This window comes from Aequorivita echinoideorum (assembly GCF_018476645.1).
GTDB lineage: Bacteria > Bacteroidota > Bacteroidia > Flavobacteriales > Flavobacteriaceae > Aequorivita > Aequorivita echinoideorum.
The window spans coordinates 341,842-357,128 of the sequence record NZ_JAHCTB010000001.1 but is presented as its reverse complement, the minus strand read 5'-3'; the positions used below and the strand labels follow the sequence as shown (position 1 = coordinate 357,128).

The window sequence follows — 15,287 nt, the reverse complement described above, 5'->3', positions numbered from 1 at the left end:
GATAAAGTATGGCGGGAATCTTATTTATATAAACTTTTCAACTCGTTGAAAATTTATAGCTGTAGAATTAAAACGATGAAGTTATGAGTAAAGTATCCTATTATACTGCTGAGGGCCTAAAAAAATTAAGGGATGAGGTAGACCATTTGAGAGATGTGGAACGGCCAAAGGCATCAAATGCCATTGCAGAGGCTCGCGATAAAGGTGATTTAAGTGAAAATGCCGAATACGACGCAGCCAAGGAGGCGCAGGGAATGCTGGAAATGCGGATTGCAAAACTCGAGGAAGTACTTGCCAATGCTAGGCTAATTGATGAATCTCAACTAGATTTAAAAAAAGTTTTGGTACATTCCTTAGTGAAAATAAAAAATCAAAACAATGGGATGGAAATGAGCTATAAGCTGGTGGCGCAAAGCGAAGCAGACTTAAAAGCCGGAAAAATTTCCGTAGATTCTCCCATTGGCCACGGATTGCTGGGCAAAGAAGTGGGCGAAGTCGCTGAAATAAAAGTGCCCAATGGCGTGCTAAAATTCGAAATTTTAGAAATATCAAGAGATTAAAGGATGGCGACAGTTTTTACAAAAATTATTGAAGGCGAAATACCCAGTTATAAAGTCGCGGAAGATGATAACTTCATAGCTTTTTTGGACATAAACCCTAACGCAAAGGGCCACACGCTGTGCGTGCCAAAGGAAGAAGTGGATAAAATTTTTGAAATGGGTGAGCATATGTACCTTCAATTGATGCAGTTTTCACGAAAAGTTGCCAAAGCACTTGAAAAAACAGTGGCCTGTAAAAGGGTAGGCATGGCAGTTGTTGGTCTGGAAGTGCCTCATGTCCACGTGCATTTAATTCCATTGAACGATATGGACGATTTTCGGTTTACGAAAAAAACTAAAATGACGTCAGAGGAATTTGAGAAATTGGCCGAAGCAATCCAAGAAAAAATGGGCTCCTAAAAATTAAATGACTGTATAGATTACGGCAGCGATTACGGCAATAGCCACCACTATTAAAACATAAAATAGCGGTTTCGTTTTGGGAAACTGCTTTTTTGTTTCGGCTATTTTATAATTGTAATCATAGACACGCTCTATGTCTTCTGTCCAGTTTATTGGATAAATAGTGTTTTTGCACGTATGGCAGTAGAGTGATTTCCCAATTTGCCTTGATGCTTTTTCGAAGAAAATAGTTTCCTTCAATTTTTGGCTGAAAGTTATTTCCAAACCATCTTTTCCAAAGCAAGTTGGGCAGTTGTTGTTCAGCCTTGCAGTGTGTATTGTTTTTTGGAAATCGCCCATAGTTAACTTATTGGTTTTATGGCAATTTCCATAATTGTTCCTTCGGAAGCAGAACTTTTCAAAACTCTTATTTTACCGTTGTGATATTCTTCAATGATGCGTTTTGCCAAGGATAGACCTAATCCCCAACCGCGTTTTTTCGTTGTGAATCCCGGCATAAAAACTTTTTTGAAATGCGATTTCGGAATACCCTTGCCGCTATCCTGCACACGCACCAAAGCATATTTTGAATTCTGCGAAATTGAAATTTTGATATTTCCTTTACCTTTCATAGCATCAATTCCATTCTTTACCAAATTTTCAATGGTCCAGCTAAAGAGTTGTTGGTTCAGTTCAACGTAGATGGGGTTTTCGGGAACATCCAGTTCAAAATTCACCATTTTTGAAGTTCTGGCTTTCAAATATTCAAATGAATTTTTTGTTTCTGTGACCAGATCCTTACGCTCGAGATTGGGCACGGAACCAATTTTTGAGAAGCGATCGGTAATCATCTCCAGCCGTACCACATCCTTCTCCATCTCCTTAATATATTCGGGATTTACATTTTCAGATTTTAATAGTTCGGTCCAGCCTACCAAGGATGAAAGCGGTGTGCCTATTTGATGCGCAGTTTCCTTTGCCATCCCTGCCCAAAGTTTGTTCTGCTCGGCAGATTTTGAAGTTCTATAAAAAAGATAAACGGCCAATACGAACAGAAAAATAATCAATATTAAAAATGCAGGATAATATTTCAATTTATTGATGAGTGGCGAATTCCCGTAATAGATAGTAGATAGCAGTGCATCATCATTGTAAATTTCAATCGGTGTATATTCCGAAGAAAATTGGGCTATAAGTTCTTGTTTTTTTTCCAGCGTACTCACATCGATGGAATCTATATTGCGCTCCGTATACGTTTTCTCCTTTATGGTATATAGAATCATTGGGGTAGTGCTGTTGCTCTGTATTACGGAAAGAACGAGTTCGCCCACCGTGGGGTCGTTTGCTATGCTTTTTTGCTGAAGTTCTTGGTAGGCAGACGCCCATATTTCCATCTTGGCGCGTTCATTTTCCTTTAATTGAATAAAGAAAATATAGGTGTTCCATAAAATAAGGGTAATGATAAAGATGGATGCCAGAATAAAAATCCAGCGGGTAAGTGCCCGGTTGCTTCGCATAAATCAAAAAAGATTTTCAGTGTTAAATATAAAGCAAATATGTTGATATTATTGTGCCGTCATATTTTTGGAAGCTGTAATCTTTGGGTACATTTGCAGGCAATGATCTCAATTTCACCACAAGACATACCCGTAGGAAAATTGCACGGTTATCTTTTAGGTTCCGTAGCGCCCAGGCCCATTGCTTTTGCCAGCACCGTAGATAAGGACGGAAACGTAAATCTTTCTCCATTCAGCTTTTTCAATGTTTTTAGCGCCAATCCGCCAATTCTGGTATTTTCACCGGCACGGCGCGGACGGGACAACACTACCAAACACACGTACGAAAATATTCTGCAAGTGCCAGAAGTTGTCATAAATATTGTGAGTTACGCAATGGTTCAGCAAATGTCACTTTCCTCCACGGAATATGCCAAAGGCGTAAACGAATTCAAAAAAGCGGGTTTTACTGAAATGGCTTCAGAAATAATAAAACCACCGCGCGTGGCCGAAGCACCCGTACAAATGGAATGCAAAGTGAATGAAGTGATTTCGTTGGGAGCTAATGGCGGAGCGGGAAATCTGGTAATCTGTGAAGTGGTGAAAATCCATATGATGGAGCACATTTTTGGTGAAGATGGACACATAGATCCGCATAAAATTGACACAGTCTCAAGGTTGGGGGACAATTGGTACGGCCGCGCCAAAGAAGGACTGTTTCAAGTGCCAAAGCCTTTAACAACATTAGGCATCGGGGTAGATTCATTGCCCGAAGAGATAAAAAATAGCACGGTTTTAACCGGGAATGATTTGGGAATGCTCGGCAACGTTGAAAATTTTCCAAGTGGGGAAGAAGTTGATGCATTTATAAATGCTTCAGAAGAATTGAAACATTTAGCTTCGCAGAAAAACAGTGTGGCAATCCATAGAAGGGCACAGGAATTTTTATGTGAAGGAAAAGTAAACGAAGCTTGGAAATTATTGCTTTACAAAGCGTAATTGTGGCCAATCTTCAATAGTAAAGTAAACTGAGAAAAATTATATAGAGAGATGGAATTACAAGGAAAAATTAAAATGATTGATGAAACTAAAACCTACGGAAACAACGGTTTTAGAAAGCGCGAGTTGGTAATAACCACGGAGGAGCAATACCCACAGGATATTCTAATTGAATTTGTACAGGATAAAACAGATTTATTGAACAAATTCAATGTGGGGCAAGATGTAAAAGTGAGCATAAACATTCGCGGCCGCGAGTGGATAAACCCGCAAGGCGAAAAAAAATATTTCAACAGCATTCAAGGATGGCGTGTTGAAACGCTAACCCAACGCCAGGGTGTAAGCGGTGAGATGCCACCAATGCCACCGGCGGAGGCGTTTGAATCTACCAATGATTTTAACGAGGACGAGCACGACGATCTTCCTTTTTAAAATTTATAAAAAAATGAAATGCCCGAAAGAATAAAATGTTTTTCGGGCTTTTTTATATAAACCCATTTTGAATTTTTTCTGAATTTAAAATAGCAACTTTTAAGTTATATGTTCCTGCTTGATAAAACCTTGTGGTTTCCCTCTGCGGAAGAAGCTTTTCCAGAAAATGAAGAGCTGGATTATTATGAAAACGAGGGTTTGCTGGCGGTGGGTGGAGACCTTTCAAAAGAGCGGCTATTACTTGCCTATAATTCTGGGATATTTCCTTGGTTTGAAGATGGACAGGAAATTTTATGGTGGTGCCCAGACCCACGAATGGTATTATTTCCCGAAAAATTCAAGGTTTCCAAAAGTCTTCGTAAAACCTTGAAAAGTGAAAAATTCGAAATTACATTCAATAAAAGCTTTTCTGAAGTGATTCGAAACTGTGCAAGCGTTCCGCGGAAAAATCAATCGGGTACTTGGATTACCAATGAAATGCAGGAAGCTTATATCAATCTTCACAACTGTGGGCAAGCTATTTCCGTCGAAGTCTGGGAAAACAAAGAATTGGTGGGTGGACTTTACGGGATTGATCTTCCGGAGAAGAAAATATTTTGCGGAGAAAGTATGTTCAGCGTGGTCAGCGATGCTTCAAAAGTTGCATTTTATCATTTAGCCGAAAATCTTTTCGACAAAAATTATACACTTATAGACTGCCAAATTTACAATGAACACTTGGAAAGTTTAGGCGCCGAGGAAATTTCCAGAGTAGCGTTTTTAAATTTTTTAAATGAAGAATAAATATTTCCGTTTATGAAGTTCTTAAAATAAGGAACTTAAACGGTATATTCGTGTTTTAAAATCAAGTTTAAAATGAAAAATAATTCCTTCAAACTAGTACTGATTCTTTCGGTAATTTTTCAATCAGTTTCTTTTTCACAAGAAAGAAAATCACTTCCAAATAATCTCACCGAAGAAGAAAAAGGACTTGTATCGCAATTTCAGTTTACAAATCAGCGGTTGACCCCGCCGCCCTCCGGGCCTGTTCGCGCAGCTGCTGAGTGGGAGGAAGTGGAGTATTTGGTAGTCACTTGGGATCCAAATTACAAGAATATTTTAAGGCAAATAGTCCAAGCGGGCGTGCAGGAGTGTAAAGTAATTATAACCACCCAGCAAGAAGCTACGGTTAGCACCTATTTAACTTCAAACGGTGTTGACCTTACCAATGTAATTTTTATGGATGCGCCGTGGAATAGTATTTGGATTCGGGATTACGCAGGGAATACTATTTATTCCAATGATGTTGGTGAACGTGCCATTACAGATTGGATTTACAATCGTCCCCGCCCTTTTGATGATGTTATGCCAGCGGCACACGCCGCCACTACTGGTATTACTATTTATAATACAGATTCTGGCACCAATGATTTGGTGAATACTGGTGGAAATTATATGAGCGACGGAATGGGAAATGCGTTTGCTTCCGATTTAATTTTGGATGAAAATGCACCCGGAAATCCATACGGTGTTAGTGCAAAAACCGAGGCACAAATAGATGGAATAATGGAAAATTATATGGGCATACAGCGTTACGTAAAAATGGAAGCGCTCCCGTATGACGTGATCCATCACATAGATATGCACATGAAATTGCTGGATGAAGAAACCATTTTAGTTAGCAGATATCCGGATGGTGTTGCGGACGGCCCCCAAATTGAAGCCAATATAGATTACGTGCTCAATAATTTTATGTCGCCATTTGGCACGCCGTACGATATAAAATGGATTGATGCGCCGCCAAGTGCTTCGGGAAGTTACCCAGATACCGGAGGTTCCTACAGAACATTTAGCAATTCGGTTTTTATAAATAATACAATTTTGGTTCCCACTTATAGACCCGAGGTGGATGCTCCCGCGCTCACTTATTTGCAGGAATTACTGCCGGGTTACAACGTTGTAGGGATTGATGTGGATAATCCCGGTGAAAATCTTATTGCTTCATTGGGTGCTATCCATTGTATTACGCATACCATTGGAGTAGCGGATCCGCTATGGATTGTTCATCAACCTATTGATGAAGCCAATGCGGGTAGCACAGTTACCATTGAGGCAATGATAAAGCATATTTCAGGAATTGCGAATGCCAAAGTATTTTGGAGAGAAGAAGGCAGTTCAACCTACAATGAAATAGCCATGTCGCCTTCAAACGGAGATAATTGGATAGCAGATTTGCCAATTTCTTCAACAAATATTGAATATTACGTTTGGGCTGAAGCAAATTCCGGAAAAAGTATTGCAAGGCCCATCGTGGCTCCGCAAGGTTATTGGACAATTCAGGTTGAAAATCTTTCAATAGCAGAATGGGCTCAAAATCATATTTCTTCGGCTTTCCCTAATCCCACTTTTGGGAAGGTCAATTTCAGAATGGAAGGAATTGAAGGAGCAATTTCGGTCAACATTTCAAACATTCTCGGGCAACAGCTTTATAATGGAATTGTGGAAAGTGGCAACGGCATCATCACATTGGATCTAAACCCAAACTGGAAAGGAACTTTGCTTATAACTTTTGAAGGTGACTTCGGAAAAATCCACAAAAAAGTAATTAAGCTTTAGGCATTTAATCGAAAATTTTACAAAAAACCGCATTATGTTGCGGTTTTTTGTTTTTTTTACAGCGTTAACCATAACAGAAAGTCTGCATACCTACATTTCCGCAGCCCTCTGTTATTAATATTTTAGCCCCAAATGAAATTCAAGTCTAACCTACTTGGGTTCCTGCTATGTGCGGGAATTTCAATTATTTCCAACGCTCAGACCGCTTCAAAAACAGATGTGAATAAAGACATTGATGTTACGCGCGTCTATGAGCAAGTAGTCCGTGAAGGATACGGTACTCCATTTATCTACGAAAAATTGGCCACCGCCTACTATTTCAAAAACGAATACAACAAAGCAGTAATTTGGTTTGAAAAACTTTTTGAGGACGGTATCCAATTAACCGAGGAAAACTCTCGACGATACAAACAGGCAAAAAAAGCCGTGGCCGCAACAAAAACCGAAAAGGCCTTGGTAAAAATATAGGGCAGGGCACGTGATAGTTGGGAAGGCCGGGAGAAATTTTCTTTCGGTCTATTTTGCATTGTGGTAAATCAAGCTATAATTCTTGGTGATTTTTTTTCACATAAATTGAAATTGATACAATAATTGAAAGATTTTTCAGTTTTTTTGAAATAACAAACCATGCCACTTTTTGCAATCCCACAATACTGCAAAAGGTAGCTCCAAATAACATATCCCCATGAATAACAGGCAGAATCTGCTTGCAATACTTTTGTTTGTAAGCATCTCCGCAGTAGGCTTTTCTCAAGTAAAACAATCGAAAAAAACAGATGTAAATAAGGACATCGACATTGTTCGGGTTTACGAACAAGTGGTTAAGGAAGGCTATGGAACCCCATTTATCTACAAAAAATTAGCTTCGGCCTATTATTTTAAAAATGAATTTTTAAAGGCGAAGGCCTTTTTTGAAAAACTTTTTTCAGAAGAAGATAATACAGACCCGGCTCTGGACTACCAATACAATCAAACCTTAAAAGCAATTGCGGCAACTGACAATCTGCAGACCGAAAATAGAACGGCATTCAATTAAAATCTTTAATTCTGACCGGGGAAGTTGAAGGTTATAGTGCCAAGTTGGCTAGTTTTTCCAGCTTCGGTATTAAATCTTGCCTGTGAGGCATACTCCAGCGCACTATCAATCAAACACTGATTGGTTGTTGTGCTCGCGCCTTTACTGTAAGAGCTTTTTACAACCCTACCGCTGGCATTGACCTCTATACTTATCACTACTTTTCCGAATCCATCACAGGTGTAAACGGGGTTCGGTAAATCAATGTCCTTTCGGTTTACCAATTGGTAACTTATGGTGGTATTTCTATTGCCACTGCGCACTACGGCAGTATTGCTTTTGGAACTTTTAGAATTTGAAAAATCCTTCTTTTTCAGCTCTTTGGGTTTTTTCTTTCGTAGTGCCGCCATATAGTCGCTTCCACCATCTGCCGTTTCTTCGTTTTCGCTTATTTCTTGTTGGGCACCTTCAGTTTCTTCTGTAAGCTCACGGTTTTCGTTTTCAATTTCTGAAATGAATTTTTCGGCTTCGTTATAAGCGCGGTTGGTTTCAATCTTTACTTTTTCTGGGGTAAGTGATGCAATCTGGGTTTCCTCTGGAATCAATTCTTCCTCGGTAACCACCATATTGTAGGTTTCTTCTTCCTCCTCAATCTCGCCCTTTAATTTGATGCTGTAGAGAAAAAGCACCAAACTTCCCGTAAGTAGTGAAGTTATTAGAAATGATCTATATGAATAATTAAAATTCATCCTTGCAAGTACCGAATTTTTCAGCAAAAATCCACAAAAACGCTGAAAATTAAGATGGTATTAAAAATTTTTTAACGCGGAAGCGATTCTTCAAAACCTTCGATTGTGTCTGAATTTTCAACGCTAAACTCACCAATTTTCGTCCTTCGAAGCGCTGAAAGGTGGGCGCCGTTGTTTAATGCTTTTCCAAAATCGTAAGCTAATGAACGAATGTAAGTTCCTTTGCTGCAGACCACACGGAAATCGATTTTTGGAAGGTCAATATTTGTTATCTCGAATTCTGAAATAGTGATATTTCTGCTGGGTACATCCACTTTTTCACCGCTTCGGGCAAATTCATACAGCCGTTTTCCATCTTTCTTCAATGCTGAAAAAACGGGCGGTTGTTGCTGTATTTCGCCAATAAATTGTTTTGTGGCTTCGTATATTTTTTTTGAGGTTATTTCAGAAATATCAAAAGTTTGGTCAATTTCAGTTTCCAAATCGTAGCTGGGCGTAGTTGCGCCAAGCGTAAATGTTCCGGTATATTCTTTTATCTGAGCTTGATAGGTATCAATTTTTTTTGTGAATTTTCCCGTGCAGATAATCAGAAGTCCCGTTGCCAGTGGATCGAGCGTTCCCGCGTGGCCCACTTTAATTTTTTTTATTCCGAAGGATTTTTTAATGAGCCACCGCACTTTGTTTACTACTTGAAAGGATGTCCATTCCAGTGGTTTATCAATCAACAATACTTGGCCTTCTTTGAAGTCTTCTTCGGTCATTAAAAATATATGCTAAAAATTATGGCAATAATTCCTACGAAAAGGCAATAAACGGAAAAATAGCGCAATTTGCTTTTTTTCACTAAAGAAATCATCCAAGTGCAGGCCACGAGCCCGCAGACAAATGCAGCAAGGAAGCCTATGCCCATTACCCCAAAATTAGTATTCTGGGTAGAAATTTCACCGCTTAAAACATCTTTCGCGATTTTTCCAAAAATCAATGGTACGACCATCAAGAATGAAAATCGGGCGGCTTTCGTTTTATCATTTCCCAATAAAACAGAAGTTGAAATAGTTGCACCGCTGCGTGAAATTCCCGGAAGCATTGCAATTGCCTGAGCAACACCAATAATTACGGAATCCCGCAGTGTAACGGGTTTTCCGGTATTTTTTGCTCTGTCTGCCAACCATAAAAGAATGGCAGTAATAATAAGCATGGCCCCAACAAAAAAAATGCTGCCACCAAAAAAGGATTCCAATTGTTCTTCAAACAGCAATCCAATGACTACTGCTGGAATCATAGATAACATAATTTTTACTGCAAAAAGTGTTTCTTCGTTCCATTGAAATTTCAGGATACCGCCAATTATTTGAATAATATCTTTTCTGAAAACTACAAGTGTACTTAATGCAGTGGCAAAATGAAGAATGACGGTGAAAAGCAAACTTTCCTCCGGTACTGCCTTATTTCCTAAAATTACTTTTCCAATTTCAAGATGGCCACTGGAGGAAACGGGCAAAAATTCAGTAAAACCTTGAATAATACCAAGAATAATGGCATCTAAATAATCCACTAACTTTCTTTTTTACTGTCCGGTTTCAATAATATAGCATATACTTCAATGGCAAACCCCAGCAATACAAGCGCTGGCGCCAAACGTATTCTTCTCCAATTGTAAATTTCTGGGTTAAAAACGTTGGGATCATCACTGCCGCCGCCAGTCATCAAAATAAAACCAAGTGCAATAAATGCAATGCCTATAAGCATAAACTTGTAATTTTTTCTTTCAAAAACAAATATTTTTCCGGCTTCTTCTTTTCTTTTTTGTTCTCCCATTATTGTGAAGTTTTCAAGTTTTATTTTTCAAATAAAGAACATCAATTTTAGTAGTATAAATCGTCTGTCCTAAGATTTAAGAATCGCTGTGTGGCTATAAATGTGCTTATCCACGTGATTATAATTCCCATCAAAAAAATAAATGCGAAAAGCACGATAAGCAATAAATGGTCTTTCAGTAATTGCAATTGCGGAAAACTTTGGTCCAAATAATACAAAACCAATCCCATCCCTACCATTGCCACAATGGCTCCAATTATCCCCAAGCGAACGCTTTTCCAAACAAAAGGCCTGCGGATAAATTTTTTTGTGGCCCCTACCATTTGCATTGTTTTAATGGTAAATCGTTTGGCATAAATGGAAAGCCGAATGCTACTATTTATGAGCAATACAGCGATAAATGTGAATATTCCGCTTACAACAAGCACCCAAAAACTGATTCTTTTTACATTTTCAGTCAATTGCGCTATGAGTGGCTTGTCATAAATTACATCATCCACAAAATCCTTGCTTCTCAGTTCAGTTGTAATTTCTTCCATTTTTTGCGGTGTCACATAATCGGCAAGTATGTACACGTCTATGCTGTTTTGAAGCGGATTTTCCCCCAAATATTCAATGAAATTTTCACCAAGGGTTTCTTGGTGTTCCTTTGCGGCCTCTTCTTTTGAAACAAATTCGGCACTTTTGGTGTATTCTGCTAGTGCTAGACTTTGTTTAAGTTGAGTAATTTCAACTTCTTTGGCGGTATCTTTTAAGAAAACGGTAATGGCAATTTGTTCCTTAAAATAATCGGCAACTTTTTTTGAATTCAATACCAAAAGCCCCAAAAGTCCCAAAAGAAAAAGCACCAAGGAAATACTGATAACCACGGAAAAATAAGAGGAAATCAACCTGCGTTTTTGGTATTTTTCAAATGAGGAACTCATAGCGTCTGCGGAATTTTTGCGTAAAAATACAAGTAATTTTGCATCCTGTGTTAAACAACGCCGAAAGTTTCCATTTTGTTATAATAAGATTAATTTTGAAGCGCTCTAAATTTTGTAGTTATCTTTAATCGCCTACTGAAATTATTAAAAATATCCCGCCCGGGACTTTGGTTTGCAACCATTTGGATTTATTTGGTTCCGTTTGTGCCGTCAACCCACTTTTGGGAAAAGCCTCTTTTTTGGATCGGTCTGTTTTTTGTCACTTTTCCGTTAAATTTTCTTGTTTATGGCCTTAATGATTTTACCGATGGCAAGGCAGATTCCCTCAATCCGCGTAAAGGAAATTATCTTTTCGGTGCGCGGCTTAGCAAAAAGGAATTGGCAAACGTGCCGTGGCAAATATCCATTGTAATGATTCCGTTTTTGGCCTATTTTTCATACGTGGGCGGCGTGGAACTTTTCATTCTGCTACTTTTTATGGTGGTCATAAACATTATCTACAATTACAAACCATTTCGGTTAAAGGAACGGCCGCCATTTGAAATTTTAATCCAAGTTGGCTATGTTTTTACGGCGCTTTTCAGCATACTTTTGAATGATTTGGAAATGATTTCCTGGCAAACATTCCTCTATTTAACACTGTTTGCATTTCAGGCGCACATTGCAGGCGAAATTATGGACATTGAGCCAGATAAATTGGTAGGCAAGAAAACTACCGCCGTATTTATAGGCCGAAAAAAATCAAAATTTCTGATGCTTTTCCTACTTTTATTTGAAGCTTATATTTTGAAATTTTGGTTTAACGATTGGGTACTTTCTTCATTTCTGGCGGCATTTGCGCTGTGGTTGGTTTTGGATGTTTTTATCTTTTTCAAAAACAAACCCTACACATTGAAACAGATGAAAATTTTCGGTTTCGCCATAAATATTTCGGCATTGATTTCAATGGCTTGGGTGCTGTATTCGGGCAATCTGCTGCATCCAAATTTTTGAAGCATTCAGGTTTTACTTCTTCAATAAACCTTAAATTTGCGGCGGTTTCCGCAATGGGGAATCAATTTTTTCAAAAAGAAAAGCGAAACATGGGCAAATATCACTTCAACGAAATAGAGGCAAAATGGCAAAAATTTTGGGCCGAAAACCAAACCTTTAAGGCTGAGAACCAAAGCAAAAAACCAAAATACTATGTTTTGGATATGTTCCCTTATCCTTCCGGCGCGGGCTTGCACGTGGGGCATCCGCTGGGGTATATTGCCAGTGATATTTATGCGCGCTACAAACGCCATCAAGGTTTCAACGTGTTGCATCCGCAAGGATATGATTCTTTCGGACTTCCGGCGGAGCAATACGCCATTCAAACGGGACAGCATCCCGCGAAGACAACCGAGGAAAATATTGCCCGCTATCGAGAACAGCTTGACAAAATAGGTTTTTCATTCGATTGGAGCCGTGAGGTGCGCACCAGCAATCCCGAATATTACAAATGGACGCAGTGGATTTTCCTCCAGCTTTTTGAAAGTTGGTACGATAAAAATGCAGACAAGGCGCGATCGATAGAAGAATTACGCGGAATTTTTTCTTCGGAAGGAAATGTCCATATAAATGCGGTTGCCGATGAAGGTGTTGAACATTTTACCGCTTCGGACTGGCTTGGTTTTTCAGAAATTAAAAAACAGGAAATTCTTTTAAAATATAGATTGACATACCTCGCCGAAACCGAAGTAAACTGGTGCCCACAGCTAGGCACCGTTTTGGCGAACGACGAAATAGTAAACGGCGTTTCCGAACGTGGTGGCTATCCCGTGGTCCGCAAAAAAATGAAACAGTGGAGTATGCGAATTACCGCGTATGCCCAGCGTTTGCTTGACGGTCTCGATACCATCGACTGGCCACAACCTTTAAAAGATTCGCAGACCAACTGGATTGGACGTTCCAAAGGCGCGACTGTAGAATTCAAAATTCAGAATTCAGAATTCAAAATCCCAGTTTTTACTACACGTCCCGACACCATTTTCGGCGTTAGCTTTATGGTTTTGGCACCAGAGCACGATTTGGTTTCAAAAATCACGACTTCGGAGCAAAAAGAAGCTGTTGAAAACTATATTGAAGCCACCGCAAAACGCAGCGAGCGCGAGCGAATGGCCGATGTTAAAAGTATTACCGGTGTTTTCACGGGCGCGTATGCGGAACATCCATTTACAAAAGAACCATTACCCATTTGGATTGGCGATTACGTTCTCGCGGGCTACGGAACCGGAGCGGTGATGAGCGTTCCCTGCGGCGATCAACGCGATTATGATTTTGCAAAACATTTCAATTTGCCGATTCCGAATATTTTCAGCCCCCTTGTCCCCGAAGGGGGAATTAATGAGAACGAAAATCTAATTGAAACGGAAGCATTTTCGGAAAAAACAGGCTTTGTTTTGAAGAATTCCGATTTCTTAAATGGATTGAACTATTCCGAAGCGACCGAAAAAATCATCGCGGCTTTGGAAGAAAAAGGCGTAGGCAAGGGAAAAATAAACTACCGTTTGCGCGATGCCGTTTTCAGCCGCCAGCGCTATTGGGGTGAGCCGTTCCCTATTTATTATAAAGATGGAATGCCGCACGCAATCCCCACCGAATGTTTGCCGTTGCGCTTACCTGAAGTTGAAAAATACTTGCCCACCGAAGAGGGCGAACCGCCTTTGGGCCGTGCCACAAAATGGCATTGGGACGAAAACAAAAATGAAGTTGTTTCGGTCCCGGAAGGCGAAAAGCCCCCTTCGGGGGTTTGGGGGCTTGAATTGAACACTATGCCAGGTTGGGCGGGCAGCAGTTGGTATTTTTTCCGCTACATGGAAGATGAAAAGCGCGACGAAGTTTTCGCCTCAAAAGAAGCATTGGACTATTGGAAAAACGTGGATTTATACATTGGCGGCAGCGAGCACGCCACGGGCCATTTATTGTATAGCCGTTTTTGGGTGAAGTTTATGCACGATCGCGGTTTGGTGCCTGTGGACGAACCTTTTAAAAAGTTGATCAATCAAGGGATGATTTTGGGAGAGAGTGCGTTTGTGTATCGAATGAATTCTAAAATTACAATTTCAGAGATACCGGATGTGAAAAAATTTGCTCAAATGGGAGATGAATGGGCTAGAGAGACAAGAAAACTTATAGTTAAGACCATTCAATTAAAAAATGATAAAATTCTAATTCCACTTCAATTTTTCAAATTTGATGAATTTAAAAAATGGAAAAGAAGTAAGGGTTTTAGCGAAGATGAAATAAAAAAGTTGACAGAAAAAGATCTTGAGAAAGAAAGGATAAATTCATTTAAACATTTAATTCCAAAAGAAGATATTCATTATTTTGATTTGAATAATTTTAGCATTTCATATTCCGCTCAAGCAATTCATACAAACGTTTCTTTTGTAAATAGTTCGAATGAACTAGATATAAATAGTTTTAAAAATGAATCTTCAGAATTTAAAGACGCTGAAGTCATTGGAATAAATGGGAAATACATTGTAGGTCGCGAAGTTGAAAAAATGTCCAAAAGCAAATACAACGTGGTAAACCCCGATGATATTTGCGAGCAGTATGGTGCCGATACGTTGCGGATGTACGAAATGTTCCTAGGGCCATTGGAGCAGGCAAAGCCGTGGAACACCGCCGGGATTACGGGCGTGCAAGGTTTCCTAAAAAAACTTTGGAAATTGTACCATTCGGCCTCCCCCGCCCTTTCCGAAGGAGGGGAGCTGGAATTCTATGTCTCGGAGGATTCGGCTTCCAAAGACAGTCTTAAGGTTTTGCACAAAACCATCAAAAAAGTGCAGGAAGACATTGAGAATTTCAGCTTTAATACTTCGGTTTCGTCATTTATGATTGCCGTGAATGAACTTACTGCGCAAAACTGCAATTCGCGCGAGGTTTTGAAACCGTTGACAATTCTTATTTCGCCTTACACACCGCACATTGCGGAGGAACTTTGGGAGAAACTTGGGCACAACGAAAGTATTTCAACGGCACCCTTCCCAAAATTTGAAGAGAAATTTTTGGTTGAAAGCAGCAAGGAATATCCCATTTCCTTTAACGGTAAAATGCGTTTTACGCTTGAACTTCCGTTAGGTATTTCAAAAGAAGAAATTGAGTCTGCCGTAATGGCACACGAGAAAACAGCCCAGTATTTAGAGGGAAGAAAACCGAAAAAGGTGATTATAGTTCCCGGAAAAATTGTGAATATTGTTGGGTAAATTTTAGCACGCTTTTTGTTTAAATTTATTCACCGAAAATGTCAGGTCGAGCGCAGTCGAGACCTATTCAAAATTGAATTA

Annotated in this window: 17 protein-coding genes; 10 read left to right on the top strand and 7 right to left on the bottom strand. The window is 39.5% G+C overall.

Annotated elements, in window-relative coordinates; translation table 11 throughout:
* The first annotated feature begins 83 nt into the window (after positions 1 to 83).
* Both greA and KIV10_RS01710 read left to right on the top strand, forming a co-directional pair.
* Positions 84 to 560: a transcription elongation factor GreA gene (gene greA, locus KIV10_RS01715; RefSeq protein ID WP_214111756.1), complete on the top strand. Its 477-nt coding sequence runs from the start codon at positions 84 to 86 to the stop codon at positions 558 to 560.
* A 3-nt stretch (positions 561 to 563) separates the two neighbouring features.
* Positions 564 to 959, top strand: a complete 396-nt coding sequence (locus KIV10_RS01710; RefSeq protein WP_214111755.1) for an HIT family protein — start codon at positions 564 to 566, stop codon at positions 957 to 959.
* Positions 960 to 962: 3 nt separating this feature from the next.
* Here KIV10_RS01710 and KIV10_RS01705 read toward each other — a convergent pair whose 3' ends face one another.
* The gene (locus tag KIV10_RS01705) at positions 963 to 1,301 is read right to left on the bottom strand and encodes a hypothetical protein (protein WP_214111754.1); all 339 of its coding nucleotides are present in this window, start codon (positions 1,299 to 1,301) and stop codon (positions 963 to 965) included.
* Between the two features lie 2 nt (positions 1,302 to 1,303).
* Positions 1,304 to 2,458, bottom strand: coding sequence for a sensor histidine kinase (locus KIV10_RS01700; RefSeq protein WP_214111753.1), 1,155 nt, complete (start codon positions 2,456 to 2,458; stop codon positions 1,304 to 1,306).
* A gap of 102 nt (positions 2,459 to 2,560) precedes the next feature.
* Between KIV10_RS01700 and KIV10_RS01695 the strand changes: the two genes are divergently transcribed.
* From KIV10_RS01695 to KIV10_RS01670, 6 genes are all read left to right on the top strand, one after another.
* A complete protein-coding gene (locus KIV10_RS01695) occupies positions 2,561 to 3,436 on the top strand; it encodes a flavin reductase family protein (protein WP_214112136.1) in 876 nt (291 codons plus the stop codon).
* 51 nt (positions 3,437 to 3,487) lie between these two features.
* Positions 3,488 to 3,868: a DUF3127 domain-containing protein gene (locus KIV10_RS01690; RefSeq protein ID WP_214111752.1), complete on the top strand. Its 381-nt coding sequence runs from the start codon at positions 3,488 to 3,490 to the stop codon at positions 3,866 to 3,868.
* Positions 3,869 to 3,976: 108 nt separating this feature from the next.
* A complete protein-coding gene (gene aat, locus KIV10_RS01685) occupies positions 3,977 to 4,651 on the top strand; it encodes a leucyl/phenylalanyl-tRNA--protein transferase (RefSeq protein WP_214111751.1) in 675 nt (224 codons plus the stop codon).
* Positions 4,652 to 4,723: 72 nt separating this feature from the next.
* Positions 4,724 to 6,463, top strand: a complete 1,740-nt coding sequence (locus KIV10_RS01680) for an agmatine deiminase family protein (RefSeq protein ID WP_214111750.1) — start codon at positions 4,724 to 4,726, stop codon at positions 6,461 to 6,463.
* A 132-nt stretch (positions 6,464 to 6,595) separates the two neighbouring features.
* A complete protein-coding gene (locus KIV10_RS01675; protein WP_214111749.1) occupies positions 6,596 to 6,931 on the top strand; it encodes a hypothetical protein in 336 nt (111 codons plus the stop codon).
* 217 nt (positions 6,932 to 7,148) lie between these two features.
* Entirely contained in the window at positions 7,149 to 7,499 is a 351-nt protein-coding gene (locus tag KIV10_RS01670; protein ID WP_214111748.1) for a hypothetical protein, read from the top strand.
* Between the two features lie 5 nt (positions 7,500 to 7,504).
* Here KIV10_RS01670 and KIV10_RS01665 read toward each other — a convergent pair whose 3' ends face one another.
* From KIV10_RS01665 to KIV10_RS01645, 5 genes are all read right to left on the bottom strand, one after another.
* The gene (locus tag KIV10_RS01665; RefSeq protein ID WP_214111747.1) at positions 7,505 to 8,227 is read right to left on the bottom strand and encodes an energy transducer TonB; all 723 of its coding nucleotides are present in this window, start codon (positions 8,225 to 8,227) and stop codon (positions 7,505 to 7,507) included.
* Between the two features lie 71 nt (positions 8,228 to 8,298).
* Positions 8,299 to 8,988: a tRNA pseudouridine(55) synthase TruB gene (gene truB, locus KIV10_RS01660; protein ID WP_214111746.1), complete on the bottom strand. Its 690-nt coding sequence runs from the start codon at positions 8,986 to 8,988 to the stop codon at positions 8,299 to 8,301.
* Complete coding sequence (locus KIV10_RS01655) at positions 8,988 to 9,782, bottom strand: undecaprenyl-diphosphate phosphatase (protein WP_214111745.1); 795 nt, start codon at positions 9,780 to 9,782, stop codon at positions 8,988 to 8,990. Before KIV10_RS01655 ends, truB begins: the two co-directional genes overlap by 1 nt.
* Positions 9,782 to 10,045: a DUF3098 domain-containing protein gene (locus KIV10_RS01650; RefSeq protein WP_214111744.1), complete on the bottom strand. Its 264-nt coding sequence runs from the start codon at positions 10,043 to 10,045 to the stop codon at positions 9,782 to 9,784. Before KIV10_RS01650 ends, KIV10_RS01655 begins: the two co-directional genes overlap by 1 nt.
* Before the next feature lie 47 nt (positions 10,046 to 10,092).
* Complete coding sequence (locus KIV10_RS01645; RefSeq protein WP_214111743.1) at positions 10,093 to 10,971, bottom strand: cell division protein FtsX; 879 nt, start codon at positions 10,969 to 10,971, stop codon at positions 10,093 to 10,095.
* A gap of 204 nt (positions 10,972 to 11,175) precedes the next feature.
* On the opposite strand from KIV10_RS01645, the gene KIV10_RS01640 reads away from it, so the two are divergent.
* Both KIV10_RS01640 and KIV10_RS01635 read left to right on the top strand, forming a co-directional pair.
* Positions 11,176 to 11,964 (top strand): UbiA family prenyltransferase, encoded by a 789-nt coding sequence (locus KIV10_RS01640; RefSeq protein WP_214111742.1) that lies wholly within the window; start codon positions 11,176 to 11,178, stop codon positions 11,962 to 11,964.
* Positions 11,965 to 12,053: 89 nt separating this feature from the next.
* On the top strand, positions 12,054 to 15,206 hold the full coding sequence (locus KIV10_RS01635; RefSeq protein ID WP_214111741.1) for a leucine--tRNA ligase: 3,153 nt from the start codon (positions 12,054 to 12,056) through the stop codon (positions 15,204 to 15,206).
* Positions 15,207 to 15,287: the final 81 nt, after the last annotated feature.

Bases quoted from the DNA above. Each gene is read 5' to 3' on its own strand.
- truB (WP_214111746.1), bottom strand. From the start codon at position 8,988: ATGACCGAAGAAGACTTCAAAGAAGGCCAAGTATTGTTGATTGATAAA.
- KIV10_RS01635 (WP_214111741.1), top strand. From the start codon at position 12,054: ATGGGCAAATATCACTTCAACGAAATAGAGGCAAAATGGCAAAAATTT.
- KIV10_RS01700 (WP_214111753.1), bottom strand. From the start codon at position 2,458: ATGCGAAGCAACCGGGCACTTACCCGCTGGATTTTTATTCTGGCATCC.
- KIV10_RS01680 (WP_214111750.1), top strand. From the start codon at position 4,724: ATGAAAAATAATTCCTTCAAACTAGTACTGATTCTTTCGGTAATTTTT.
- KIV10_RS01645 (WP_214111743.1), bottom strand. From the start codon at position 10,971: ATGAGTTCCTCATTTGAAAAATACCAAAAACGCAGGTTGATTTCCTCT.
- KIV10_RS01650 (WP_214111744.1), bottom strand. From the start codon at position 10,045: ATGGGAGAACAAAAAAGAAAAGAAGAAGCCGGAAAAATATTTGTTTTT.
- KIV10_RS01695 (WP_214112136.1), top strand. From the start codon at position 2,561: ATGATCTCAATTTCACCACAAGACATACCCGTAGGAAAATTGCACGGT.
- KIV10_RS01710 (WP_214111755.1), top strand. From the start codon at position 564: ATGGCGACAGTTTTTACAAAAATTATTGAAGGCGAAATACCCAGTTAT.
- KIV10_RS01675 (WP_214111749.1), top strand. From the start codon at position 6,596: ATGAAATTCAAGTCTAACCTACTTGGGTTCCTGCTATGTGCGGGAATT.
- KIV10_RS01690 (WP_214111752.1), top strand. From the start codon at position 3,488: ATGGAATTACAAGGAAAAATTAAAATGATTGATGAAACTAAAACCTAC.
- greA (WP_214111756.1), top strand. From the start codon at position 84: ATGAGTAAAGTATCCTATTATACTGCTGAGGGCCTAAAAAAATTAAGG.
- KIV10_RS01670 (WP_214111748.1), top strand. From the start codon at position 7,149: ATGAATAACAGGCAGAATCTGCTTGCAATACTTTTGTTTGTAAGCATC.
- KIV10_RS01665 (WP_214111747.1), bottom strand. From the start codon at position 8,227: ATGAATTTTAATTATTCATATAGATCATTTCTAATAACTTCACTACTT.
- aat (WP_214111751.1), top strand. From the start codon at position 3,977: ATGTTCCTGCTTGATAAAACCTTGTGGTTTCCCTCTGCGGAAGAAGCT.
- KIV10_RS01705 (WP_214111754.1), bottom strand. From the start codon at position 1,301: ATGGGCGATTTCCAAAAAACAATACACACTGCAAGGCTGAACAACAAC.